Origin of the sequence: Streptomyces sp. NPDC051064 (assembly GCF_044455985.1) — a bacterium.
Lineage (GTDB): Bacteria > Actinomycetota > Actinomycetes > Streptomycetales > Streptomycetaceae > Streptomyces.
Genome location: NZ_JBITFK010000005.1, coordinates 166,666 through 191,745, shown reverse-complemented (window position 1 = coordinate 191,745; position 25,080 = coordinate 166,666). Strand labels below are relative to the sequence as shown.

The following is a 25,080-nucleotide window of genomic DNA, read 5'->3' as shown; positions in this document are numbered from 1 at the left end:
CGGAAGGTATCGGCTACCCCGCCCCGGTATGCCAGGTATCTGTGTGCGTCACCCGGACGGGTGGGGGCCGACGCTTCCCCCGTGCGGCGATCCCCGACACGAGTGCGGCGACGAGCAGCAGCAGACCGAGCAGCATCGTCACCCCCAGCCTCACGGGGCCGCTTCGGTCGTCAAGGGCCCGTGCCACAACGGTCGTCGACGGCACGGTGCCCGACCGGTCGTCCAGGAAGAAGCGGGAATCCCTGGCGTTGGCGCGGAAGTCGCCGAGCACGAAGAGGCGTCCCTCGGGGACCACCACGTCGTAACCGGACGTCATGCCGGACGGATCGCCGTCCTTGACGTACGGCTCGGTGAGCGTGGTGCCGTTCAAGGTGAGGGGTGCGCCCGGCTGTTGTGCGAGTCGGTCGCCACCGACGCCGATCACGCGTCCGAGCGTGGCCAGGCCCTGGTAGCGCTCCGGCATGCGGTACAGGACCACGTCCCCACGCCGTACCTCATCCGCGTCGATCCGCTGGAGGACGACGCGCTCGCCGATGGAGTACGTCGGCTCCATGGAACTGCCGGACACCTCCGCCGACGTGTAGCCCGTCGCGAACAGCACCACGGGGGCCACAAGTAGCAGTGCCCCGATGGCGCCCGAGGCCCAGGCGGCACGTCGCAGCCCTCGTCCCGCCCGGCTCATACGTCCCCCCTTCGCACGTGTGTACGTGCGTGCGGGGAGATTAGCGCAACGGCGGACGGCCGGTACCTCGCCCCCGAGGTACCGGCCGGTTCCGCGCGGCGTGCCCGGTTTCAGGCCGCCTTCTTCTTCAGAGAAGTGAGATGGGCGAAGACGACGACGTTGGCGGAGTAGCCGTTCTTCTTGTCGAAGCGCCCGCCGCACGTCAGGAGCCTGAGCTCCGGACGGCCGGTGGCCCCGTACACCTTGTCATCGGGGAACTCGCCCTTCGTGTAGGTCTTCACCTCGTCAACGGTGAAGACCGCGGTCCGCTTGTCCGTCCGGGTGACCTTCACGGTGTCCCCGCGGCGAAGGGCGTTGAGATTGAGGAAGATCGCCGGCCCGGTCGCGGTGTCCCGGTGACCGACGAGCAGTGAGGTTCCCGCCTCTCCGGGGGACGGGCCCTTCCGGTACCACCCGACCAGCTTGGGCTTGCTCAGCGGCGGGGCGCCGAGCCTGCCCTTCTTGTCGAGGGTGAGGCCGGTTACCGGGGCTTCGATGAAGATCGCGGGGATGGCGACCTTCACCGGCCGGGAGTGCACCAGCGGGGCGTGCGATGCGGGCACCGCATTCTGCGGCTTGTGCGGTGCCCTCCTGAACGGCGGTGCCCCGCCGCCCGCGGCGTCGCTGCCGCGGGCGGCGGTGACCGACGAGGCGTCCTCCGGCGAGTCGGAACTCGCCCACACGACGCCGGTCACCAGCGAGAAGGTCACGCACAGGGTGATCGTGAGCCGGCATGCACGGCTCGGTCCCCGTCGTCGCCGTCGGCCGCGCGGGTTATGCCTCGTTGCGGGCACGGCGGCGCGCGGATCGACGGACCATGATCAGCCCCGCGATACCGGCGGCACCGGCGACCAGCGCGGCTGAGGCGCCGACGTTCGACTCGCTCTCGGAGCTGACGCTCTCCATGTCCGGGACGCCGCCGCCACCGGCCGGCACCGCGCCGGACGGCTTCTCGTAGATCGCGTCGGCGCCCTTCTCGGAGCTCTTGTCCGCCTGGCCGCCCGTCTCGGAGCTCATGTCCGCCTGGCCGCCCTTCTCGGAGCTCTTGTCCGCCTGGCCGCCCGTCTCGGACGAACCACGGCCCTCACCATTCCCACCGTTGCCGCCCTGCCCGCCGCCCCGGCCGGGCCGGGAGCAGTCGACCTCGAAGCTCTTGTTCTTCAGGGGCGGGATGGGGGTGATCCCTGTCGGCCACTGGAGCTGGTACGTGCCCTCCGGGAGGAGGTACTCCTGGCTGCGGGCCTTGCCGTCGACGAGCGGGAGGGTGGCCGTGAGCGTGTTCGGGGGGGTGCCCAGAGGCTTCTCGGTGATCGTCCAGGTGACGGACTCCAACGTCTCGAAGTTGTTGGCCACGAGCACGAACTTGCAGACCTCGACGCCGTCACGGTCACCGCGCGAGTGCCAGCTGACGGAACGGATGTCGATGTCGCCGCTCTCGCCGACGGCGAATGCGGCCGGGGCCCCGGCCCCCAGGGCGGCACCGGCGACGGCGACCGCGGCGGCGACCTTGGTGCCCCTGCGGATGGTGCGGGACCGGACGGGAGTGGAAATGCGCATGCTGGGCTCCTTCAAGCCGAGATGATTGTCGTACTGATCACCTGATCGCCTAAGAAATGACATGGATCGTCAAAAGAGTGTGTCGGGACACCGTAAAAACGCCCAAAAGTACCCTGACTAGCCGATAGTGGTCAGCGAATCCCCAGGTGGAAGCCGTCCGAGAACCCGGAAAAGGGAAGGGCGGATCAGGCGGACCGGCGCCGACGCCTCAGGTAGGCGACCGTCAGGGCCAGGGCTACGGCACCGCCCGCAGCGATCGAGCCCCAGACGACGGGGCGCAGGAAGGCCCGGTAGGCCGGGGCGGGCGAGGCGTCGAGCGGGATGACCGCGGTGTCGTTGCCGGGGGTGCGGTCGTAGGGGCTGTAGGTCCGGATCGCGCCCCGGGCACCCGTGACCTGACGGTCGATACGGACGTGGAACACGATGGCCGTCGTGCCGTCGTCCTCCTCCGCCCAGGAGAACGCCTCGCCGCCGAGGTCGCAGACGAAGGCCCCGCCGGGCTTCTTCGGCTGCTCGCACCCCCACTTCAGGTCGCTGTCCTCGAAGGAGTACGGAACGGAGGTGACCGTGGTGCCCTCCGGCGGGACCACCTCGAAGCGGCCCTTCGCCTCGTCGCCCAGCAGCTCGCCGGGGCCCAGGTCCCTCGCCCCGAGCCGCACCTCCACCGTGTCGCCGACGCGTCCACGGACGGTCCCGGTGACCGGGCGGTAGTCGGCCTGGACCGTGGTCTCGACCCGGACGGTGCCGTTGGCGCCGTCGAACCGGCCGTCCGCGGCGCGGACCAGGGTGACGGGGGCGCCCGTACCGCGCACGGTGTGGCCGGCGGGCCTCGCAGGGGCCGACGACCAGGTGTAGGAGAGCGTGCCGGACAGTTCCTTCTCCGCGGCGACGTAGGCGAGCGGGGCGCTGGTGCGGTACGCGGCGCCCGGTGCGGCCTTCGTGGGGAACACGCACCACGCCGAAGTGGGGGAGGCGCCCGCGTAATAGCAGTTGCTGTGACGGTCCTCGAGGGTGAGGCCGTCGGCCGTGGTGATGTGCAGGGCGACGCCCCGGTCCGCGGCGAACCGGGTGCGGTTGGCGAACTCCGGTGTCAGCGGGGCGGGTCGGCCCGGCGCCACACCGCTCACCTTCAGCTCCTCGTCGGGCGCGTCCAGCGTGGGACCGCCGACGACCATGCGCGTGGTGCCGGTGACGGGTGCCGCGTTCCCGGCGCTCGCCGTGTAGGTGACCGTGCCGCTGTCGCCCGGCTTCACGCCGTCCAGCCCGAGGATGTCGAACGGCGCGTTGCTCTCGCCGTCGTTCCGGAGCGTGCCGTACTCGCAGGTGTAGACCCAGCCGCTGCCGGTGCAGTTCCCGTAACCGCCCTTGACCACGCGGGCGATGCCTTTGAGTCCCGACGCGTCCACCACGACCTCGATGTCGCGGGCCGGTTCCTTGTTGCCGGGGACGACGGCGACCGGCACCTGGAAGTCCCCGTTCGTGGCCTCGGCGCCCTCGTCCGCGTTGTAGACGACCATGGTGCGCGGCACGTCCTCCAGGCTCAACGCGACGGTGTCCGACGCGGTCGCGGGGGCCGGTGCGAAGGCCGTCGCGAGAAGCGCGGCCAGAGCCGCGCGTCCGGTGATCCGTGCCCATATCCGTGGAGCCATGCGGAGCACTATGCCACCGGGGGCCGGCCACCCGCTCGTGCGGACGGCCGGCCCCCGGCTCCGTAACTCCCCTCAGGAGGTCAGGAGATCAACTCGATCTCCGCCAGCGTCGCAGCGGCTGCGCTCACCAGCCGGTACTTCGCGTACGCCTTCGGTGCCTGCACCGAGAACACCCGGGTCTGCTTGTCCCAGGCGAACGTCTGGCCGGACCGCTTGTCGATGTCCTTCCAGGACGTGCCGTCCGCCGATCCCTGCAGCACCCAGCCCGTCGGAGCCTTCGCCGCCGTGGCCGAGGTCAGCGTGTACTGCACCGCCTTCGTGCCCTCGGCGGCCGGCAGGTCCACCGACTGGACCGAGGCCGAGGTGGCGGAGGTGTTGTCGTACAGCGCGCCGTCGCCCTTGAGCACGTCGCCCTTCGGCGTAGGCACCTTGTCGTCCTTGGTGACGGAGACCGGGGCCGCGTTCTTGCCCGTGCCCCACGCCGAGGGCTTGGAGCCCATGTCGAACTCCAGCACGCCGCCCTTGGCGAGCAGGTCGTGCGGCAGCGAAGTGGAGGTCCACTTCTTGCCGTTGACCTTCAGGCCCTGGACGTAGATGTTCGTCGCGCTGTTCTTCGGAGCCTTGACGACCAGGTCGCGGCCGTTCTCCAGGTGCACGGTCGTCTTCGTGAAGAGCGGCGAGCCGATCGCGTACTCCCCGCTGCCCATGACCAGCGGGTAGAAGCCGAGCGAGGAGAAGAGGAACCAGGCCGACTGCTCGCCGTTGTCCTCGTCGCCGTGGTAGCCCTGGCCGATCTCGCTGCCGGTGTACAGACGGCCGAGGACCTCGCGGACCTTCTCCTGCGTCTTCCAGGGCTGAGAGGCCGCGTCGTACATGTACGTGGCGTGGTGCGCGACCTGGTTGCTGTGGCCGTACTGGCCCATCCGCACGTCGCGTGCCTCGGTCATCTCGTGGATCACGCCGCCGTACGAGCCGACGAACTCGGGTCCGGCCGTCTCCGGGGTCGAGAAGTACGTGTCCAGCTTCTTCGCCAGACCGTCACGGCCGCCGTAGAGGTTGGCCAGGCCCCGGCTGTCCTGCGGGGCGGTGAAGGCGTAGCCCCAGCCGTTGGTCTCCGTGTAGTCGTAGCCCCAGACGCGGGGGTCGTACTGGCCGGAGGGGAGGCGCCAGTCGCCGTTCGGCTTCTTGCCCTGGAAGAAGCCGGCCTTGTCGTCGAAGAGCTTGACGTAGTTCTGCGCCCGGTTGAGGAAGTACTCGGACTCCTCCTTGTAGCGCTGGTTCTTCGTCTTCTTGTAGAGGGCCTGGCCCATCTGCGCGATGCCGTAGTCGTTGAGGTAGCCCTCCAGCGACCAGGACAGGCCCTCGTGCGTCTCGGTGTTCGCGTAACCGGTGAAGACCGAGGTGTCCATGCCCTTGCGGCCGACGCCCGAGGACGGCGGGGTGACCGTGGCGTTCTTGACCGCCGCGTCGTACGCCGCCTCGGCGTCGAAGTCGACGCCCTTGACGTACGCGTCGGCGAAGGCCACGTCGGAGCTGGTCCCGGTCATCAGGTCGGAGTAGCCGGGGGAGGACCAGCGGGAGATCCAGCCGCCGTCCTTGTACTGCTGGACGAAGCCGTCGACCATCTTGCCGGCCTGCTTCGGCGTGAGGAAGGAGTACGCCGGCCAGGTCGTCCGGTAGGTGTCCCAGAAGCCGTTGTTGACGTACACCTCACCCTTCACGATCTTCGCGCCGGTGTGGGTCGGGGTGTCCGTGCCGGTCTGCGGCGAGAAGGGGCTCGCGTAGGTGCTCTTCCCGTCGACCTGCTCGAAGCCCGAGTTCGGGTAGAGGTAGAGCCGGTACAGGCTGGAGTAGAGCGTGGTCAGCTGGTCGGCGTTCGCGCCCTCGACCTCGACCTTGCCGAGGATCTCGTCCCAGGCCTTCTGCGCGTTCTTCCTGACCTCGGAGAAGGAGTCCTTCGCCGGCAGCTCCATGGCGAGGTTCTTCTTCGCCTGGTCGACGCTGATGAGCGAGGTGGCCAGGCGCAGGCCTACCGTACGGTCCTTGCCCGCGTCGAAGCGGAAGAATCCGGTCACGTCGTCACCGCCGCCGCCCTTCAGCTTGCCGCTGTCGGTGACCGGGGCGTCGAAGGAGCCGTATACGAAGAGCCGGGTGGCCCCGGTGGAGCCGCCGCTCTTCACGTCGGAGTAGCCGGTGAAGGAACCGGTCTCCGGGTCCAGCGTGAGGCCGCCGTCGTTGGAGACGTTGTCGAATACGAGGCTCGCGTCGTCACCGGGGTAGGTGAACTGCATGCGGGCCGCGTGGTCGGTGGGCGTCATCTCGGCCTTGAGGCCGTTCTCGAACGTCACCCCGTAGTAGTGCGGGGTCGCCGTCTCGTTCTCATGGCGGAACGGCAGCGCGCGGGCCTTGCGGGAGGCGTCGGGGGTGCCGGAGGCCGCCGAGGGCATCATCTGGAAGGTCTGGCGGTCGCCCATCCAGGGGCTCGGCTCATGGCTGGCGCTGAACGCCTGCAGCGTGGGGAGGTTGTCCTCGTTGTTGCCTCGCGCGTAGTCGTACAGCCAGCTCGTGGAGCCCGCGTTGGTCACCGGCGTCCAGAAGTTGAAGCCGTGCGGGACCGCGGTCGCCGGGAAGTTGTTGCCGCGCGAGAAGCCGCCGCTGGAATTGGTGCCGCGCACGGTCGACGCGTAGTCCGAGAGGTGCGCCTTGCGCTTCTCCGGGGCCTTCGGGGCGATCGTGACGTCGTCGATCCAGCCCTGGAACTTCGACGGTCCCTTGGGGGAGTCGTACGCCACCAGGATCCGGTCGACGGTCTTGCCCGCCGCGACCGTGCCGATCCGCGAGGCGACCTTGTTCCACTGGTTCACGTACAGCCGCTTGGCGTCGGCCTGGCCCTGCGGGGTGAGCAGCCCGCCGTGGCTGTCGGCGGCCTTCAGTTCGCTCAGGTAGGTGCCGTCGGTGAAGGCCAGGTCCACCGCCACGTGCGTCGCGGGGTAGTCGAGGTCCGTCTCGGCCATCTGCGGGTAGACCAGGTAGGACAGCTGCGTGTCCTTGGTGACCGCCGTGTCGACGTCGAAGACCTTGTTGTACGAGTAGGCGTGGCCGTCCGGCTTGTGCGTGCCCGCGTACCGCAGGGCCTTCTTGCCGGTGAACCCCGCGCCCTGCTTGGCGGTCGGGGAGCCCGAGGGGCCACGGTCGGGCTGGGAGCGCATGTCGTCGGGAGTGGGCGTGGACGTGTCGCCGTCGGAGAACTGCACGTCGGCGAGCTGGAGCGCGTCGGACGCCCCGTTGTTCTTCGTGATCTCCAGCCGGAAGTGCTGGTAGGCGGTGTCCGTCGTGAAGTCGTACGACTTGGTCTGGAAGCGCTCTGAGAACGTCTGGCCGGTACGGGTGTCCAGATCCGTCCAGGTCTTCCCGTCGGCGGAGCCCTTCAGGGTCCAGTCCTTGGGGTCCCGCTCGTCATGGTCGTTGGCCGAGGTGAGGGCGTAGGTCACGACCTCGGTGGGCTCGACGAGGTCGAACTCGACCCAGCCCGTGGGCTGGAAGGCCAGCCACTTGGTGCCGGGCTCGACGTCGACCAGGTTCTCCTTGACCTCACCGCCGCCGGCGTTCTCGCCGCTGGCGCGGAGATCCGTGACCCGATCGGTGATATTGCCCGGTATTCCGGCGGAGAATCCGCCGTCGACACCCGATGCCCTCTTCTTTCCGTCGACGCCTTCTTCGACGGTATTACGCCAGTCCGGCTGGTTTTCGTCCGCCTCGAACGAGGAGGTGAACGACGTGTCGCCGGAAGGCTTCTTGGCGGCGCCGGAGGGCTGGGCGAGCGCCGCGGTGGGGGCCGCCAGGGCGAGGACGAGAGAGGCCGCGAGGACCGCGGCGGAGCGGTTGTGTCTGTGGCGAGAGCCGTGCTGAGGACCGCGTAGGGGCTGCATACGGAGCCGTTCCTCCTGGGGGCATGCTTTGGACAACGTTGTCATTGCAGGATGCGGGTTCCAGTAGGGAGCCAAGTGCCGGGGCGTGTCAAGGGTGTTGCGTGGAGGCGACGCCGGTGATTCGACCGTATTGCGAGAAACGGCGTTTCCGCGGGAAGGCACGCGGTGCCGAAGTATCCGTGAGGTCTCAACTCGGGAAAGACTGCCGCTCAACCATGCATTCGATCTTGCTCAGTTGGCGGCAAGTGGACTATACCTGTCGGCGTCTGCACAGTCGCTTCACAACGGCGCGCGGGCACGGGGGAGGGTGGAACAGCTGTGGGCGCCGCGAGGCGGTCTGCCGTACGTTCCCCCAAAACTCCCCCACTGCACCTGGTAATCCGGCAATCTGCACGACCCAAGCGCAACTGACCGCGGTGGCGGGGCCCTTCGCCTGAGGCGAATTCTCTACGGGTGACCGGTACACCGCCTGAGTCCTGGAGAAGGCGAGGACTTGAGCATGGGATCCACCTCCGGCCGCACGAATGAGGGCCTTGGCCGTCGCGATGTGATCAAGCGTTCAGCCGCACTCGGCCTGATCGCTGTTCCGACGATGAGCTTCCTGTCGGCGTGCGCGAGCAGCGACGGCGGAAGTGACGACAAGGTCGAGAAGGGCACCAAGAGCGCGAAGAACCCGCTCGGTGTCAACGAGACCGCGGCCCTCGAGGTCGTCATCTTCAACGGTGGCTTCGGCGAGCAGTACGCCATCGACGCCGAGAAGAAGTACAACGAGGCCTTCCCCAAGGCACCCAAGGTCAAGCACTCCTCGACCGAGAAGATCCAGTCGATCCTGCAGCCGCGCTTCAACGGCGGCACCCCGCCGGACCTGATCGACAACTCGGGTGCCGAGCAGATGGACATGGGTGTCCTGGTCGGCAAGAAGCAGCTGGCCGACCTGACGCCGCTGATGGACGCCCCGTCCTACGACGACCCGGCGAAGAAGGTCCGCGACACGCTGCGCCCCGGTGTCCTGGAGATGGGCCAGTTCGACGGCGACCCGGTCTGGATCATGTACTACGCGTACACGGTCTACGGCGTCTGGTACTCCCAGACCAACCTCGAGAAGCTCGACGCGGCGTACCCGGAGACCTGGGACGACATGCTCGCGCTCTGCGCCAAGGCGAAGAAGAAGGGCATCGCCGGCTGGACGTACCCGGGCAAGTACCCGTACTACCTGCCGTTCTCGCTCTACCCCTTCATCGCCAAGATCGGCGGCCGCGAGGTCCTCGACAAGATCGACAACCTGGAGCCCAACGCCTGGAAGGACCCGGCCGTCAAGGCCGCCTTCGAGGCGTACTACGAGCTCTTCCAGAAGGGCTACATCCTCAAGGGCACGCCCGGTCTGACGCACATCCAGTCGCAGACCGAGTGGACCAAGGGCAAGGCGCTCTTCATCCCGAACGGCTCGTGGGTGGAGAACGAGGCCGCGCCCACCACGCCCGAGGACTTCAAGATGATGGTCGGGGCGCCGTCCAGCCTGGACTCCTCCGACAAGATGCCCTTCGGCACCCTCTGGGCGTCCGGCGGCGAGCCGTTCATCGTGCCGGCGAAGTCGAAGAACCCCGAGGGCGGCATGGAGCAGCTGCGCATCATGCTCAGCGAGGACTCCTCGAAGAACTTCACCAAGTCGGTCAAGTCCCTCAGTGCCTTCAACGGCGGCACCGAAGGGCTGACGCTCTCCACCGCGCTGCAGTCCGGCGTCGACGTCCTGGCGAAGGCCGGCGACAACGTGGTGAACCCGCGCATGCAGGACTGGTACGTGAAGCTGCAGAAGGAGCAGATCGGTATCGCCGGCCTCGGCGAGATGATGGCCGGCCGCGCGACCCCGGCGGAGACCATCAAGAAGATCCAGGCCTTCGCGGACGCGGCGGCCAAGGACGATTCCATCAAGCACTACAAGCACCAGTGAGCAACCGTCACCAGCGGCGGCACCCGCTCGGAAATCGGGGTCGGTAAACGATGCAGCACGGCAAGTACCGGTTCATCGTGGGGTTCCTGGTAGCCCCACTGGCGTTGTACGCCATCTTCGTCATCTGGCCCTTCGCCCAGTCCATCTACTACTCGTTCACGGACTGGACCGGACTGAGCTCCGACTTCAAGATGGTCGGCTTCGACAACTACAGCCGGATGCTCGACGACGACATCTTCTGGAAGTCGCTGCAGCACAGTGTGCTGCTGGCGCTGCTGCTGCCGCTGGTGACGCTGGGCCTCGCGCTCTTCTTCGCCTTCATGCTCAATGTCGGCGGCCGGCGGCGTAAGAACGCCGCGGTCGCCGGCGTGCGGGGCTCCGCCTTCTACAAGGTCGCCTACTTCTTCCCGCAGGTCCTGTCGATCGTGATCGTGGCCCTGCTCTTCCAGTTCGCGTTCAACCCGACCTCCGGAATGCTGAACGCGACGCTCAAGGCCGTCGGCCTCAAGAGCCTCCAGCCGGACTGGCTCGGCGATCCCGACCTGGCGCTGTACTGCGTGATGGTCGTGCTGATCTGGTCGACGGTCGGATTCTTCGTCGTCCTCTTCTCCGCCGGAATGGCTTCCATTCCGAAGGACTTCTACGAGGCCGCGCTGCTCGACGGGGCCGACCGCATCACGACGTTCTTCAAGATCACCCTGCCGCTGCTCTGGGACACCGTGCAGTCCGGATGGGTCTACATGGGCATCCTGGCGCTCGGCGTGGAGGCCTTCACCGCCGTACAGGTCATGACGGTGGGCCCGGGCGGCCCCGACTACTCCACCACCGTCCTGCCGCTGTACGTCTACCAGACGGCCTTCCGGGACGCCCAGGCCGGCTACGCCACCACGATCGGTGTCGGCCTGCTCATCGTCACCATGCTCTTCGCGGGCATCGTGATGAAGCTGGGCCGGCGCGAGCGGCTGGAGTTCTGATGCCGTTCGTTGCGGGGTACGGCGACCGGACGACCGGCGGCGCGCAGAACAGTTCGGTCCCGGCGGCCGGCTCGACAGTTGTACGAGGTGAGCACCCATGAAGGTCACTGAGACTCCTCCCGCCGTCCCGGCCCCGCGCTCGCCGGTGACGAAGACGGACATCCCGGCGGGCGAGCCGGCGAAGAGCAGCGAGGGCAAGGTCCTCAACGTCTTCTCGCACGGTGTGCTGGTCATCTGGGCGGTACTCGTCGTCATGCCGCTGCTCTGGGCGGTGATGTCGTCCTTCAAGACGGACGACTCGATCCTGTCGACGCCCTGGTCGCTGCCCGACAAGCTCCACTTCGAGAACTGGTCCCGGGCCTGGAACCAGGCCCACATGAGTGACTACTTCCTCAACACCATCCTGGTGGTCGGCGGTTCACTCATCGGGACCCTGCTGCTGGGCTCGATGGCGGCGTACGTGCTGGCGCGGTTCGACTTCCCGGGGAACCGCTTCATCTACTTCCTCTTCATCGGGGGGATGAGCTTCCCGATCATCCTGGCGCTGGTCCCGCTGTTCTTCGTCATGAACAACATGGGTCTGCTGAACTCGGTGCACGGGCTGATCCTGGTCTACATCGCGTACTCGCTGCCGTTCACCGTCTTCTTCCTCACCTCGTTCTTCCGGACCCTGCCGACGTCGATCGCGGAAGCGGCCATGCTCGACGGCGCGTCGCACACCCGGACGTTCTTCCAGGTGATGCTGCCGATGGCGAAGCCCGGTCTGATCAGCGTCGGCATCTTCAACTTCCTCGGACAGTGGAACCAGTACATGCTGCCGACGGTGCTGAACACCGACCCGGACGGCAAGGTGCTCTCCCAGGGCCTGGTCGAACTGGCCACCAGCCAGGGGTACAAGGGGGACTGGTCGGGTCTCTTCGCCGGCCTGGTCATGGCGATGCTGCCGGTCCTCGCCGCGTACATCGTCTTCCAGCGCCAGGTCGTCGCGGGGCTGACCGCGGGGGCGCTCAAGTAGCGGCGCGCGCGTTCCGCTGTCAGGTCTTGTCGTCACTCGGGTAACAGGAGTCACCGGAATCGAACAGGCTCCCCGAGCAGGGAACCACCCTTCGGCCATCGGCCGGGGGGTGGTTTCCGTGCCCTTTCCGATGCTTTCGCGCCCGTGGGGATGTGGAGGCCCCATGCTCATCGGAGGCTGCGACTGCTCAAGGTCTTGACGGGGGGCACCCCAAAACGCTCAGCTTAGGGTTCACATGTTAGAGAAAACGGCAGGAGTGAGTGAGTCGATGGAGACTCCGGGGTCGCAGACATCTCTGCATCGGGCCAACCTTGAGCGGGTCGTACGTGCCGTAAGGATGGCAGGGTCGCTGACCCAGGCCGAGATCGCCAGGAGCACCGGCCTCTCCGCAGCCACCGTCTCCAACATCGTTCGTGAACTCAAGGACGGCGGCACGGTCGAGGTGACCCCCACCTCGGCGGGCGGACGCCGTGCCAGGAGTGTCTCCCTGAGCGGGGACGCGGGCATCGTCATAGGGGTAGATTTCGGGCATACTCACCTTCGGGTGGCCATCGGCAACCTGGCTCACCAGGTGCTGGCCGAGGAGTCCGAGCCGCTCGATGTGGACGCCTCGTCGGCGCAGGGCTTCGGCCGGGCGGAACAGCTGGTCAACCGCCTGGTCGAGACCACCGGGATCAGCCCCGGGAAGGTGATCGGCGTGGGCCTCGGCGTGCCGGGCCCGATCGACGTCGAATCCGGCACGCTGGGCTCCACCTCGATCCTGCCGGGCTGGACGGGCATCAATCCCAGCCAGGAGCTCGCCGGGCGCCTCGGTGTCCCGGTGTACGTGGACAACGATGCCAACCTGGGCGCCCTCGGCGAGCTCGTCTGGGGCAGCGGCAGGGGCGTCAGGGATCTCGCCTACATCAAGGTCGCCAGCGGCGTCGGCGCCGGTCTGGTGATCGACGGGACCATCTACCGGGGTCCTGGAGGCACGGCCGGCGAGATCGGCCACATCACCCTCGACGAGTCGGGCCCTGTCTGCCGCTGCGGCAACCGCGGCTGCCTGGAGACCTTCACCGCCGCCCGGTACGTCCTGCCCCTGCTCAAGCCCAGCCATGGCCCCGATCTCACCATGGAGCGGATGGTCCAGCTGGCCCGCGAGGGTGATCCGGGCTGCCGCCGGGTGATCGGGGACGTCGGCCGGCACATCGGCAGCGGGGTGGCGAACCTGTGCAACCTGCTCAACCCGAGCCGGGTGGTGCTCGGCGGATCCCTCGCGGAGGCGGGGGAGTTGGTGCTGGCGCCCATCCGTGACTCGGTCTCGCGGTACGCCATTCCCAGTGCCGCGCGACAGCTCTCCGTGCTCCCCGGGGCGCTCGGCGGGCGGGCCGAGGTGCTGGGCGCGCTGGCCCTCGTACTCAGCGAGATGGGGGATTCAACCCTTTTGGAGAGCACCCTTCCCGCGGCGACTCCTGCCTTCACTTAGATAACGAATGGCACCGTTGTCATCTCGTTAAGTATTTACTCCTTGACGCTGACGTCGCGGCCGAGTTGACTTCCAGCCACCTCGGCCGCAACGTCGCGGCCTCGTCAGGGAGGTTCGAAATGAACACGCGTATGCGTCGTGCCGCCGTTGCCGTTGCCGCCACCACCATGGCTGTCTCTCTCGCCGCTTGCGGGAGCGCCAAGGAGTCCGGCGACAAGACCAGCTCGGACTCGGCGAAGAAGGGCGACGACCTCAAGATCGGTCTGCTCCTTCCCGAGAACGCCACGGCCCGTTACGAGAAGTTCGACAAGCCGATCATCGAGAAGAAGGTCAGCGAGCTCACCGGTGGCAAGGCGGAGGTCGTCTACTCCAACGCCCGCCAGGACGCCACGCTGCAGGCGCAGCAGGTCGACACCATGATCACGAACAAGGTCGACGCGCTGATCATCGACGCCGTCGACTCCAAGGCCATCGAGAACAGCGTCAAGAAGGCCAAGGACGAGGGCATCCCCGTCGTCGCCTTCGACCGTCTCGCCGAGGGCCCGATCGACGCCTACACCTCCTTCGACAACGAAGAGGTCGGCCGCGTGCAGGGCACCGCCCTGCTGGAGGCCCTGAAGGGCAAGACCAAGCCCACCGTCGTGATGATGCACGGCGCGATCACCGACCCGAACGCCGCGCTCTTCAAGAAGGGCGCCAAGTCGGTGCTCGACGGCAAGGTGACGTACGGCAAGGAGTACGACACCAAGGAGTGGAAGGCCGAGAACGCCAACGCCAACATGGAGGGTGCGATCACCTCCCTCGGCAAGGACAAGATCGACGCCGTCTACTCCGCCAACGACGGTCTGGCGGGCGGCATCATCCAGGCGCTCAAGTCCGCCGGCGTCACCAAGCTCCCGCCGATCACCGGCCAGGACGCCGAGCTCGCCGGTGTGCAGCACATCGTCGCGGGTGAGCAGTTCATGAGCGTCTACAAGTCGTACCCGCAGGAGGGCGTCGTCGCCGCCGAGATGGCCGTGGCGCTCGCCAAGGGCGAGAAGCTCGACTCGATCGCCACGTCCAAGGTCGACAACGCCAGCACCAAGGGTGTTCCGACGGTCCTCGTCCCGGTCGTCTCGCTGACCAAGGACAACATCAAGGACACCATCATCAAGGACGGCATCTGGACGATCGACGAGATCTGCACGGCCAAGTACAAGGCCGCCTGCGACTCGATCGATCTGAAGAACTAACTCCCACCGCGCGACCGGCCCCCGGCCGGAGACGCGCGGACCCGCAGCCTGTCCGGCGCCCCGCCCACCAACTGTCCCGCTACCGGGCGGGGCGCCGGACGGAACGCCTCAGCGGTTTCTTACTCTTCTGCTCGACCACCGCGCCTCCCCCCAGGCGCGGCATCCCCGCCGGGTCAGGCGGCGAAGGAGATGGTTCACGTGTCCGCTACGCCCGTGTTGGCGTTGCGAGGGGTCTCCAAGCGATTCGGTGCCGTCCAGGCGCTCACCGATGTAGAGCTTGAGGTCCACGCCGGTGAAGTGGTCGCCCTGGTGGGCGACAACGGTGCCGGTAAATCAACGCTGGTCAAGACGATCGCCGGAGTACACCCGATCGATGACGGAGTCATCGAGTGGGACGGCCGGCCGGTCCAGATCAACAAGCCGAACGACGCCCAGAGCCTGGGCATCGCGACCGTCTACCAGGACCTCGCGCTCTGCGACAACATCGACGTCGTCGGCAACCTCTACCTCGGCCGGGAGATCCGTAAGTACGGAATCCTCGACGAGGTCGAGATGGAGCGCCGCTCCCGCGAGCTCCTGTCCACGCTGTCGATCCGCATCCCCAGCGTCCGCATACCGATCGCCTCGCTCTCCGGCGGACAGCGCCAGACCGTCGCCATCGCCCGTTCCATGCTCGGTGAGCCCAAACTCGTCATCCTCGACGAGCCCACCGCCGCCCTCGGCGTCGAGCAGACCGCGCAGGTCCTCGACCTGGTCGAGCGGCTGCGTGAGCGCGGTCACGCGGTCATCCTCATCAGCCACAACATGGCCGATGTGAAGGCCGTGGCCGACAAGGTCGCCGTGCTCCGGCTGGGCCGGAACAACGGGGTCTTCGATGTGAAGACCACCTCGCAGGAAGAGATCATCTCCGCCATCACGGGCGCCACGGAGAACGCCGTGACCCGTCGTGCGGCTCGTAACGCGGAGGTCAAGAAGTGACAACCGACAAGACGTCCACGGCTGTGGTCAACCCGGAGGCCGCCAAGGGCGCGGACACCGCGGTCGACCCCAGGCTGCTCGTGCGCGAGCAGGGCTTCGGCGGATACCTCACCGAGTTCAAGCGCAAGATGCGCGGTGGCGACCTCGGCTCGATCCCGGTGGTCATCGGCCTGATCATCATCTGCGTGGTCTTCCAGAGCCTGAACTCCGAGTTCCTCTCCGCGAAGAACATCAGCGACATCGCCGTGGCGATGGTGGCCACCGGCATGATGGCCGTCGGCATCATCTTCGTGCTGCTGCTCGGTGAGATCGACCTGTCGGTCGGTTCGGTCAGTGGTGTCTCCGGCGCCGTCGTGGCCGTGCTCAGCGTGACCAACGGCATGAACGAGTGGCTCGCCCTCGTCGTCGCGATCGTCAGCGGCGCGGTCATCGGTGCCATCCACGGCTTCTTCTTCGCCAGGATCGGCGCCCCCGCCTTCGCCGTCACCCTCGCCGGCCTGCTGTTCTGGCTGGGGCTCATGCTCCAGCTCCTCGGTGACACGGGCACGATCAACCTCGACAGCGACGGCGTGGTCGGCAAGCTGACCACGTACTACTTCACGGACGTCGCCGCCGCCTACGGTCTGGCCGCTCTCGCGGTGATCGCCTTCTTCCTCTCGGCCTTCCTGGACAGCCGCCGCCGTGAGGCCGCGGGCGTCCCCTCCCGGCCGCTCACCGACATCGTGGTGCGCACCGCCGTCCTCGCGGTGTTCGCCTTCGCCGCGGCGTACATGTTCAACCAGTACCGCGGCCTGCCGCTGGCGCTGGTCCTCTTCCTCATCGTCCTCGTCGGCACGGACTTCATGCTGCGCCGTACGACCTACGGGCGGAAGATCTTCGCGCTCGGCGGCAGCGTCGAGGCGTCCCGCCGCGCCGGCATCAACGTCACCGCGATCCGCGTCTCGGTCTTCGCGATCGCAGGCACCTTCGCGGCCATCGGCGGCCTCTTCTGGGCCTCCAAGATCGCCGCCGTGAACCAGGGCTCCGGCACCGGTGACCTCCTGATGAACGTCATCGCCGCGGCCGTCATCGGCGGCACCAGCCTCTTCGGAGGCCGGGGCCGCACCTGGAACGCCCTGCTCGGCGTGATGGTGATCGTCTCGATCCAGTACGGCCTGTCGCTGGAGGGCATCAAGACCCCGGTCCAGTACATGATCACCGGTGGTGTGCTTCTCGCCACGGTCGTCATCGACTCCGTCACCCGCAAGACGCAGAAGACCGCCGGCCGCGCCTGACCGTCGCACCTGCGCACATGTGCCCGGCATCCTCCGTGATGCCGGGCACCCGCGCGTCCGGCGGGACCCGGTGCGGCGCGACGGAATGCGCCGCCCGATGACCCGGGCCGCCGACGGAACATTAGACTCATCGGATCGGCAAGCTCGATCAGCTCAAACGCAAGGAGGCACGGGTGGACCTGCTGACCCGCATCAGGGGACCGCGCGACCTGGACCGGCTCGGCCTCGAGCAGCTCGACCAGCTCGCCGGGGAGATCCGTACCTTCCTCGTCGAGGAGGTGTCCAAGACCGGCGGCCACCTCGGCCCGAACCTGGGCGTGGTCGAGCTGACCATCGCCCTGCACCGGGTCTTCGAGTCCCCGCAGGACAAGGTCCTCTTCGACACCGGCCACCAGAGCTATGTGCACAAGCTGCTCACCGGCCGGCAGGACTTCTCGAAGCTCAAGAGCAAGGGCGGCCTCTCCGGATACCCGTCCCGTGCCGAGTCCGAGCACGACGTCATCGAGAACTCGCACGCCTCGACGGTGCTCGGCTGGGCCGACGGTCTCGCCAAGGCCAACGAGGTCCTGGGCAAGGACGACCACGTCGTCGCCGTCATCGGTGACGGCGCGCTCACGGGTGGTATGGCCTGGGAGGCGCTGAACAACATCGCCGCCGCCAAGGACCGCCCCCTCGTCATCGTCGTGAACGACAACGAGCGCTCGTACGCCCCGACCATCGGCGGCCTCGCGAACCACCTCGCCACCCTCCGCACCACTGACGGGTACGAGCGGTTCCTGGCCCGCGGCAAGGACATCCTGGAGCGCACGCCCGTCGTCGGCAGGCCGCTGTACGAGACCCTGCACGGCGCCAAGAAGGGCCTCAAGGACTTCATCGCCCCGCAGGGCATGTTCGAGGACCTCGGCCTGAAGTACGTCGGGCCCATCGACGGCCACGACATCGAGGCCCTGGAGTCCGCGCTCCAGCGGGCCAAGCGATTCGGCGGCCCGGTCATCGTGCACTGCCTTACCGAGAAGGGCCGCGGCTACACCCCCGCCCTCGAGGACGAGGCGGACCGCTTCCACGCGGTCGGCAAGATCCACCCGGACACCGGCCTGCCGATCTCCACCTCCGGCCTCGACTGGACCTCGGTCTTCGGCGAGGAGATGGTCAAGCTGGGCCATGAGCGCGAGGACGTCGTCGCCATCACGGCGGCCATGCTCCAGCCCGTCGGCCTCGGCAAGTTCGAGGAGGCCTTCCCGGACCGGATCTACGACGTCGGGATCGCCGAGCAGCACGGCGCGGTCTCCGCGGCCGGCCTGGCCACGGGCGGGCTGCACCCCGTCTTCGCGGTCTACGCGACCTTCCTGAACCGCGCTTTCGACCAGGTCCTCATGGACGTCGCCCTGCACAAGTGCGGCGTGACCTTCGTCCTGGACCGGGCCGGCGTCACGGGCACCGACGGCGCCTCGCACAACGGCATGTGGGACATGTCGATCCTCCAGTGCGTGCCGACCCTGCGCATCGCCGCCCCGCGCGACGCCGACCAGGTCCGCGCCCAGCTGCGCGAGGCCGTCGACGTGGACGACGCACCCACCGTCGTCCGCTTCTCCAAGGGCGCGGTCGGCCCCGCGGTCAACGCCGTGGGCAAGGCCGGAGGCATGGACATCCTCCGGGCGGCCGGCACGGACACGCCGGACGTCCTCCTGGTCTCCGTCGGCGCCCTCGCCCCGATGTGCCTGGAGATCGCCGCTCTGCTCGACGCCCAGGGCATCTCCACGACCGTGGTCGACCCGCGCTGGGTCAAGCCCGTCGACGAGGCGCTCGCCCCGCTCGCGGCGGAGCACCGGGTCGTCGTCACCGTCGAGGACAACAGCAGGGCAGGCGGTGTCGGCTCCGCCATCGCCCAGTCCCTGCGCGACGCGGACGTCGACGTACCGCTGCGCGACTTCGGCATCCCGCCGGTCTTCCTGGACCACGCCTCGCGCGGCGAGGTCATGGCGGAGATCGGGCTGACGGCACCGGACATCGCCCGCCAGGTCACCGGCCTGGTCGCCAAGCTCGACGGCCGTTACGAGAGCCGCGCCGTGGAACCCGTACGCGACTGATCCCCCAGCACCGCTCCGGGCCGGTCGGCCACCCCACTCGGGTGGTCCGACCGGCCCATTCGCGTGATATCGGGGCGTACTGCGCATTCGGGGGCGGCCCGTTCCGAATCATGGCGTGCACGACGAGTGCGTGGAGGTACGCCGGTGAGCACGCAGCAGGACACGCCCCCCAGCGGAAAGGGACTGTTCCGGACCAAGACGGTCGAACAGTCCATCCGTGATACCGAGGAACCGGAGCACGCGCTCAAGAAGTCCCTCTCCGCACTGGACCTCACGGTCTTCGGAGTGGGTGTCATCATCGGCACCGGCATCTTCGTCCTCACGGGCAAGGTCGCCAAGGAGACGGCGGGTCCCGCCACGGCGCTCGCCTTCGTCGCTGCGGGCATCGTCTGTGCGCTCGCCGCCCTCTGCTACGCCGAATTCGCCTCCACCGTCCCGGTGGCCGGATCGGCGTACACCTTCTCCTACGCCTCGCTGGGCGAGCTGGTCGCCTGGATCATCGGCTGGGACCTGGTGCTGGAGTTCGCGCTGGGCACCGCGGTGGTGGCGGTCGGCTGGTCCGGCTACGTCCGCTCGCTCATGGACAACATCGGCTGGACGATGCCGGAGGCGCTCTCCGGCCCGGACGTGGCGAGCGGCTTCGGCTTCGACGTCCTGGCGTTCGCCCTGGTGCTGATCCTGACGGTGATCCTGGTCCTCGGGATGAAGCTCTCCGCCCGGGTGACCACGGTCGTCGTCGCCATCAAGCTGGCGGTCGTGGGCATCGTGATCGTCGCCGGCCTGTTCTTCATCAAGTCGGCCAACTACTCGCCCTTCATCCCCGAGGCCGAGAAGCAGGAGGGCGGATCGGGCCTGGACGCCCCCCTGGTCCAGCTGATCTTCGGCTACGAACCGACGAACTTCGGCGTCATGGGCATCTTCACCGCCGCGTCCATCGTCTTCTTCGCCTTCATCGGCTTCGACGTCGTGGCCACCGCGGCCGAGGAGACCAAGCTCCCGCAGCGGGACATGCCGCGCGGCATCCTGGCCTCGCTGGTCATCTGCACCCTGCTCTACGTCGCCGTCTCCATCGTGGTCACCGGCATGCAGAACTACTCGGAGCTCTCGGTCAGCGCCCCGCTCGCCGACGCGTTCAAGGCCGTGGGGCACCCCTTCTACGCGGGAGTCATCAGCTTCGGCGCCGCGGTCGGCCTCACCACGGTCTGCATGATCCTGCTTCTCGGCCAGACCCGGGTGTTCTTCGCGATGAGCCGTGACGGACTGCTCCCGAGGTTCTTCTCGAAGACGCACCCGCGGTTCGGGACCCCGTACCGTCCGACCATCCTGCTCGGCGTGATCATCGCGATCGTCGCCGGCTTCACGAGCATCAACGAGTTGGCGACCCTGGTGAACATCGGCACGCTCTTCGCGTTCGTGGTCGTGGCCCTCGGCGTCATCGTCCTGCGCCGCACCCGCCCCGATCTCCACCGCGCCTTCCGGACCCCGTGGGTGCCGCTGCTCCCGATCGTGTCGGTGGCGGCCTCGGTCTGGCTGATGCTGAACCTGCCGGCGGAGACGTGGCTGCGGTTCGGCATCTGGATGGTGCTCGGCGTGATCATCTACTTCGTGTACGGGCGCCACAACAGCCGTATGGCGAAAGCCTCCTGACCCCGTCAGACGCCTCGTGAGGGCGGCAGCGGCCGTACCGTACGCGGGCCCGTGCACCGGGCCCCGTACGCCTCGACCCGCTGCCGCAGCCCGCGGTCGGCCGTGACCACGACGCAGGGCCGCGCGCCGTGGGCGGCGGCGGCCAGTGCGGCGATCAGATCGTCACCGCTGCCGGACGCCGCCTCCACGCGTACGCCCGGCACGGAAGCGACCTGCCGCGCCGCGCCCTCCACGACGAGCACGAGCTCGACGGGACCGGCGTGGCCGGGCAGCCCCTCGGCGGCGTACGGGACCAGTGAGTCCCGCAGCCGCTCGGCGGCGCCGTGCCGGTCGCGCCACCAGCCGTCGGGCACCGACCCCACCACATTGGCGGCGTCGACGATCACCAGAGTGCTCTCACCGGTCATCCCCGAAGGATGCCAGGTCAGCCGCCGGTGGCCGGAGACTTCTTGGCGGACTCCGGAATCGTGCCGTCCTTGCGGATCGCCTTCCACAGGTCGCCGGCCTGCGGCTCGGCGGCCACGACGCGGTTCGGATCCTGCTTGTCGTAGGCGACCGGAAGCATGATCGTCTCCATGGAGGAGGGATCGACGCCGTTCATCGAGCGGGCGAACTCGCTGAGCGAGGTCAGGGAGGCGAGCCCCTCGTCGGTGGTCAGCGACTTGGTCGCCGAATTGGCGATCTTGTACGTGGTCGTCGGACTGCCCAGCAGATCCTGCGACTTGATCTCGGTGAGCAGGGCGAGCAGGAACTGCTGCTGCAGCCCGATCCGCCCCAGGTCGCTGCCGTCCCCGACACCGTGCCGGGTGCGGACGTAGGCGAGGGACTCGGTGCCGTCGAGCTTGTGCGTACCGGCGGTGAGGTCCAGACCGGAGGACTTGTCCTTGATCGGCTCCTCGACCTTGACGGTGACTCCGCCTATCGCGTCGACCAGATCCTTGAACCCCGCGAAATTGATCTCCAGGTAGTGGTCGATCCGGACCCCGGACATCTTCTCCACGGTCTTCACCACACAGGCCGGACCGACCTGGGAGTAGACGGAGTTGAACATGACCCGCTCCGCGGACGCCATCGTGGAACCGTCACCCTTGACGCACTCGGGCCGGGTCACGAGGGTGTCGCGCGGGATGGACACGGCGACGGCCTCGGTGCGGCCCTCGGGTATGTGCACCACCAGCGCGGTGTCGGACCGCGCACCGCTGACGGCGCCGCCACCGCCCAGCTCCTTGTTCTCCGCCCCGGCGCGCGAGTCGGAGCCGAGGACGAGCAGGTTCTGACCGGTGGTGGGGAGCTTCTCGGGACGGTCCTCGCCGAGCGCCTTGTTGATGTCGACGCCCTTGATGTTGCCGTCGAGGTCCTGGTACATCCAGTACGCGGTGCCGCCGCCCGCGAGCAGGAGCACGACCAGGACGCCGAGCGTGATCTTGAGGCCGCGGCGGCGCTTGCGGGGCTTGGGGGCGCGTCTGGAGGGTGGACCGTCGGATCGGTGGGACGTGGTGCCGGTGGTCTGGTCAGTCATGGGCTCGTCTGGTTCTTCCGTGAGACGCGCGGTCGCGCGCGAGAGGGACCGGGCGGCAGAGGGGTACCAGCCCACCTGTCAACAGCAGGGTTCAGTGAATAATAAACAGCAGTTCGAGCGAAACAAGGTGTGGGGCTTTTTGTTGCAAAGTGAAGACAGAGTGAAGCGTGTGACAAACTTCTGGTCTGACAACAACTGAGAGCCCCTGAGGGAGCGGAAAGGCAGGACGGGGCGTGAACCGTGGCAGGAGTGGTGGCCGGGCCACCGGCTCCGGGGGCTGGGTGGGCGCCCCCGGCTTCCGTGGTGGTGCGACGGGACCGGTGACAGCGGCCGGGGGCCAATGGCTCTTCACCGGGCGCGACGGCCGGATGACGGCGTACGGGACCACTGCCGACGGACTCGTGCGCTGGACCGAACCCGTGCGGAGCGGGGGGAGTTGGGCAGGGCCCGAGCCGATCGAGGTGCCCCGTCGTACCGGTGGCGTCGCGATGGCGCGGAGCCGGGAAGGCTATGTGCACTTCGCTGTCCTCCAAGGTGACGGAGGACGTGCGGACCGGGTCGCCGTGGCCACACAGTTCCAGACCGGCCTGGCACTGTCCGGCTGGCACGATCTCGGTCTTCCCGCCGCGCAAGGCGGAGCACCGGACGACATCTTGGTCCACGGGCCTCTGATCGCAGTGAATCCGGCCATTGGCTCGGTGCACGTGCTGGTGTCCATGCGGCAGGGCGGTGTCTTCAGGCGTAGCCGCAAACCCGAGGGGAACTGGGGTGGCTGGAAGCCGGTCACAGACCGTGCGTACGTGTCCGAGCCCTGGGTGGTCATGACCGAAGGCGGCCCTCTGGAGATACTCGCCTGCGGCCCGGACGGAGCCGACTACTGGGTGGGCACGTCCAACGGCCGCTTCGAGTTGGCCGACCGCATCGACAGCCCGATCGTGGCCGGCACCGTCACGGCCCACGAGACCGGTCCGAAGAGGGCCACGTATTTCTGGAGGTACCCCGGAGACGGCTCGCTCGTGGCCTGGCGCCGGGGGCAACAGGGGAACGGGGCCGGGCTGATGTCGCTCGGAGGGGCGGGCGGCTCCGGCGCGCCGAGCGTGACCCGCGCGCTCGTCGGCGGATACGACTGCACCGTGCTCGCCCAGACGGGCGTGGACGGCACGATCGAAGTCACCGCCTACGTCACCGAGAACGAGGGCTACGGCATGTGGTGGGCCCGCATCGAGGGGGCTGGCGGCGACTCGCCCCAAGTCGCCGTGGACGGCGCCGGTCGGATCGTCGTGGCAGCCCTCGACAAGACGGGCGCCCTGCTCGTGGCCAGGCAGGACAGGCAGCAGGAAGGGCTCGCCTTCGGGCCGTTCAGCAGGGCGGCCTGAAGACCAGCCCAGGTGACCGCGGGGTGCTGGGGCGAGCCCTCCGGTGCGGCCCGGAGCTGCCTCGGCCGGCGTCACGGCGCCACTTCGAAGGCGGCGCGGCTTCCCGCGGGCAAGGGAAGCCGCTCGGCCATCTCGATGGAGAGATCCCCGGCCTCGGTGCAGAACAGCGTTGCCACCAACTCGTGTTGTGCCGATGTCGGTGACGGCGCGATGTGCACCGGTGCACGACTGGTGAGGTCGACCTCCTGGGCGCGCTCGCGGCCGACCCGGACCTCCTTGGTGATCCCCTCGAAGCTCACCGACAGATAGATGTCCCAGATGCCGGGGGCGACCGGCCACCCGCTGGAGGTCTGGCGGAGGTTGACGCGGGCGGAGTACCGGCCCATCGCCCGTGGCTTTCCCTTGGAGTTGACCAGCTTCTCGTCCCGCCGGGCTGTCACGGAGAAGCGCTCCTCCGCCCCGCTGATGCGCTCGCGCAGCACCACCTTGGTGGCCCGGTCCCGGGTCGAGAGCTGCTCGAAGAACGCGAAGCCGTCGAGCCCGAGGATCGAGCCGGTCCACCGGATCCCGGTGAGCTGCTGACTGACGGTCATGCGGTCGGTGATGTCGAAGAGGTCGTCGGGCAGCGCGGTGTCGGGGTCCCTGAAGAACGGCAGTGTGGTGAAGACCCGGCCGCCCTCCACGGTCTTGCGAGGTGCCGGCTGCTCCTTGTCCGTCTCATAGGCGATCATGCGGTGCATCTCACCGAACCTGCCTGCCGACAGGAGGGCGAGGCGCACTGCCAGCGGACGGGGAAGAAGACTGAGCGTGCCCGGGGTCAGATGGGTGTTCAGGACGTCCCTGGCCGCCCAGGAGACGCATTCGCGCTCGTCCCGGCTCGTGAGACCGTCGAGCAGCGCACCGGTCGCTGTGCCGAGCTCGATCTCGAAGTGCCGGGAGAGAAGATAATCCCGCTGTGTGCCTTCAGGCAGGAGCGAGCTCACCACCCGCATCATGTAGTCCGCGAGGTCCACCCATTCCATCGGTGTCCTGGCGGTCGTCCTTCCGGGGCCGTTGACCAGGCAAGGGCTGTCGGCGACCACGGAGATGCCGTCGGCCGACACGCAGGCCGCCGCGGTGAACGCCATGTCGTCGCCCCCCGGCACGGAATCGAGGGGGAATTCCAGGGCACGCCGACGCAGCAGATCGGTGCGGAAGAGCTTGTCCGCCGACAGGGACCAGTAGACACGGGAGTCGTAGAGACCGGTGTGCGGTCGGCTCCTGCGGTACAACGCCGCGGGTGCGGACCGCCCCGCGAGGCTCTCCGGTCTGCCCAGCACCACGTCCGTCTCGTGCTTGTCGGCGGAGGCCACCATGCGTTCCAGCGCGTCCGGCACGAGGCGGTCGGAGCCCTCGAGGAACATGACGTAGCGTCCGGTGGCCTGGCTCAGGCCCCAGGTGCGAGCCGCGGCGGGGCGCACCCCGATGGGCTGCCGGCCGGTGCGCACGAGCGTCGGGTGCCTGCTCGCGATGCGGGCGAGCAGTGACGGCCCGTTGTCGGATGAGCCGTCGTCGACCGCGACCACATCCATGCGTTCCACCCCGATCGACTGCGCCAGCAGCGATTCGAAGCAGGCGTCGATCGACGCCGCGTGGTCGCAGACGCGCACCACTACGGTGACGTCCCGCAGATCCGCGGGGCGTACGGGTTGCGAGGTGTACATCTT

The 25,080-nt window shown here is 68.2% G+C and carries 18 protein-coding genes; 10 read left to right on the top strand and 8 right to left on the bottom strand.

The features are described 5' to 3' along the window. Nucleotides 1-13 precede the first annotated feature (13 nt). From lepB to ACIBCU_RS19045, 5 genes are all read right to left on the bottom strand, one after another. Nucleotides 14-682 (bottom strand): signal peptidase I, encoded by a 669-nt coding sequence (lepB, locus tag ACIBCU_RS19065; protein ID WP_362939038.1) that lies wholly within the window; start codon nucleotides 680-682, stop codon nucleotides 14-16. Nucleotides 683-792: 110 nt separating this feature from the next. Further along, nucleotides 793-1,431: a class F sortase gene (locus ACIBCU_RS19060; protein ID WP_399232561.1), complete on the bottom strand. Its 639-nt coding sequence runs from the start codon at nucleotides 1,429-1,431 to the stop codon at nucleotides 793-795. A 64-nt stretch (nucleotides 1,432-1,495) separates the two neighbouring features. Further along, entirely contained in the window at nucleotides 1,496-2,278 is a 783-nt protein-coding gene (locus ACIBCU_RS19055; protein WP_399232559.1) for a hypothetical protein, read from the bottom strand. 185 nt (nucleotides 2,279-2,463) lie between these two features. Then, on the bottom strand, nucleotides 2,464-3,927 hold the full coding sequence (locus ACIBCU_RS19050) for a hypothetical protein (protein ID WP_399232557.1): 1,464 nt from the start codon (nucleotides 3,925-3,927) through the stop codon (nucleotides 2,464-2,466). 80 nt (nucleotides 3,928-4,007) lie between these two features. Next, nucleotides 4,008-7,856 carry a GH92 family glycosyl hydrolase gene (locus ACIBCU_RS19045; protein WP_399232555.1) on the bottom strand — a complete coding sequence of 1,283 codons (3,849 nt, stop codon included), beginning with the start codon at nucleotides 7,854-7,856 and terminating at the stop codon, nucleotides 4,008-4,010. A gap of 499 nt (nucleotides 7,857-8,355) precedes the next feature. Here ACIBCU_RS19045 and ngcE point away from each other — a divergent pair, with 499 nt between their 5' ends. The 9 genes from ngcE to ACIBCU_RS19000 all read left to right on the top strand — a co-directional run bounded on the left by ngcE (nucleotide 8,356) and on the right by ACIBCU_RS19000 (nucleotide 20,479). Beyond that, a complete protein-coding gene (gene ngcE, locus ACIBCU_RS19040; RefSeq protein WP_362939023.1) occupies nucleotides 8,356-9,804 on the top strand; it encodes an N-acetylglucosamine/diacetylchitobiose ABC transporter substrate-binding protein in 1,449 nt (482 codons plus the stop codon). Nucleotides 9,805-9,854: 50 nt separating this feature from the next. After that, entirely contained in the window at nucleotides 9,855-10,778 is a 924-nt protein-coding gene (locus ACIBCU_RS19035) for a carbohydrate ABC transporter permease (RefSeq protein ID WP_104784775.1), read from the top strand. Between the two features lie 97 nt (nucleotides 10,779-10,875). After that, nucleotides 10,876-11,793 (top strand): carbohydrate ABC transporter permease, encoded by a 918-nt coding sequence (locus ACIBCU_RS19030; RefSeq protein ID WP_362939020.1) that lies wholly within the window; start codon nucleotides 10,876-10,878, stop codon nucleotides 11,791-11,793. A gap of 268 nt (nucleotides 11,794-12,061) precedes the next feature. Continuing rightward, on the top strand, nucleotides 12,062-13,261 hold the full coding sequence (locus ACIBCU_RS19025; RefSeq protein ID WP_104784772.1) for an ROK family transcriptional regulator: 1,200 nt from the start codon (nucleotides 12,062-12,064) through the stop codon (nucleotides 13,259-13,261). A gap of 119 nt (nucleotides 13,262-13,380) precedes the next feature. Beyond that, the gene (locus tag ACIBCU_RS19020; RefSeq protein ID WP_399232551.1) at nucleotides 13,381-14,493 is read left to right on the top strand and encodes a sugar ABC transporter substrate-binding protein; all 1,113 of its coding nucleotides are present in this window, start codon (nucleotides 13,381-13,383) and stop codon (nucleotides 14,491-14,493) included. Nucleotides 14,494-14,682: 189 nt separating this feature from the next. After that, nucleotides 14,683-15,471, top strand: a complete 789-nt coding sequence (locus tag ACIBCU_RS19015; protein WP_362939014.1) for an ATP-binding cassette domain-containing protein — start codon at nucleotides 14,683-14,685, stop codon at nucleotides 15,469-15,471. Further along, nucleotides 15,468-16,745 carry a sugar ABC transporter permease gene (locus ACIBCU_RS19010; protein ID WP_362939011.1) on the top strand — a complete coding sequence of 426 codons (1,278 nt, stop codon included), beginning with the start codon at nucleotides 15,468-15,470 and terminating at the stop codon, nucleotides 16,743-16,745. The genes ACIBCU_RS19015 and ACIBCU_RS19010 overlap by 4 nt, the downstream gene beginning before the upstream one ends. A gap of 173 nt (nucleotides 16,746-16,918) precedes the next feature. After that, nucleotides 16,919-18,832 (top strand): 1-deoxy-D-xylulose-5-phosphate synthase, encoded by a 1,914-nt coding sequence (gene dxs / locus ACIBCU_RS19005; RefSeq protein WP_362939008.1) that lies wholly within the window; start codon nucleotides 16,919-16,921, stop codon nucleotides 18,830-18,832. Between the two features lie 144 nt (nucleotides 18,833-18,976). Next, complete coding sequence (locus tag ACIBCU_RS19000; RefSeq protein WP_362939005.1) at nucleotides 18,977-20,479, top strand: amino acid permease; 1,503 nt, start codon at nucleotides 18,977-18,979, stop codon at nucleotides 20,477-20,479. 5 nt (nucleotides 20,480-20,484) lie between these two features. Here ACIBCU_RS19000 and ACIBCU_RS18995 read toward each other — a convergent pair whose 3' ends face one another. Next, a complete protein-coding gene (locus ACIBCU_RS18995; RefSeq protein ID WP_362939002.1) occupies nucleotides 20,485-20,886 on the bottom strand; it encodes an NTP pyrophosphohydrolase in 402 nt (133 codons plus the stop codon). A gap of 17 nt (nucleotides 20,887-20,903) precedes the next feature. Then, on the bottom strand, nucleotides 20,904-21,998 hold the full coding sequence (locus tag ACIBCU_RS18990; protein ID WP_362938999.1) for an LCP family protein: 1,095 nt from the start codon (nucleotides 21,996-21,998) through the stop codon (nucleotides 20,904-20,906). A 233-nt stretch (nucleotides 21,999-22,231) separates the two neighbouring features. On the opposite strand from ACIBCU_RS18990, the gene ACIBCU_RS18985 reads away from it, so the two are divergent. Further along, nucleotides 22,232-23,374, top strand: coding sequence for a hypothetical protein (locus tag ACIBCU_RS18985; RefSeq protein WP_399232547.1), 1,143 nt, complete (start codon nucleotides 22,232-22,234; stop codon nucleotides 23,372-23,374). A gap of 71 nt (nucleotides 23,375-23,445) precedes the next feature. Here ACIBCU_RS18985 and ACIBCU_RS18980 read toward each other — a convergent pair whose 3' ends face one another. Next, on the bottom strand, nucleotides 23,446-25,077 hold the full coding sequence (locus ACIBCU_RS18980) for a glycosyltransferase family 2 protein (RefSeq protein ID WP_399232545.1): 1,632 nt from the start codon (nucleotides 25,075-25,077) through the stop codon (nucleotides 23,446-23,448). Between the last annotated feature and the right edge of the window lie 3 nt (nucleotides 25,078-25,080).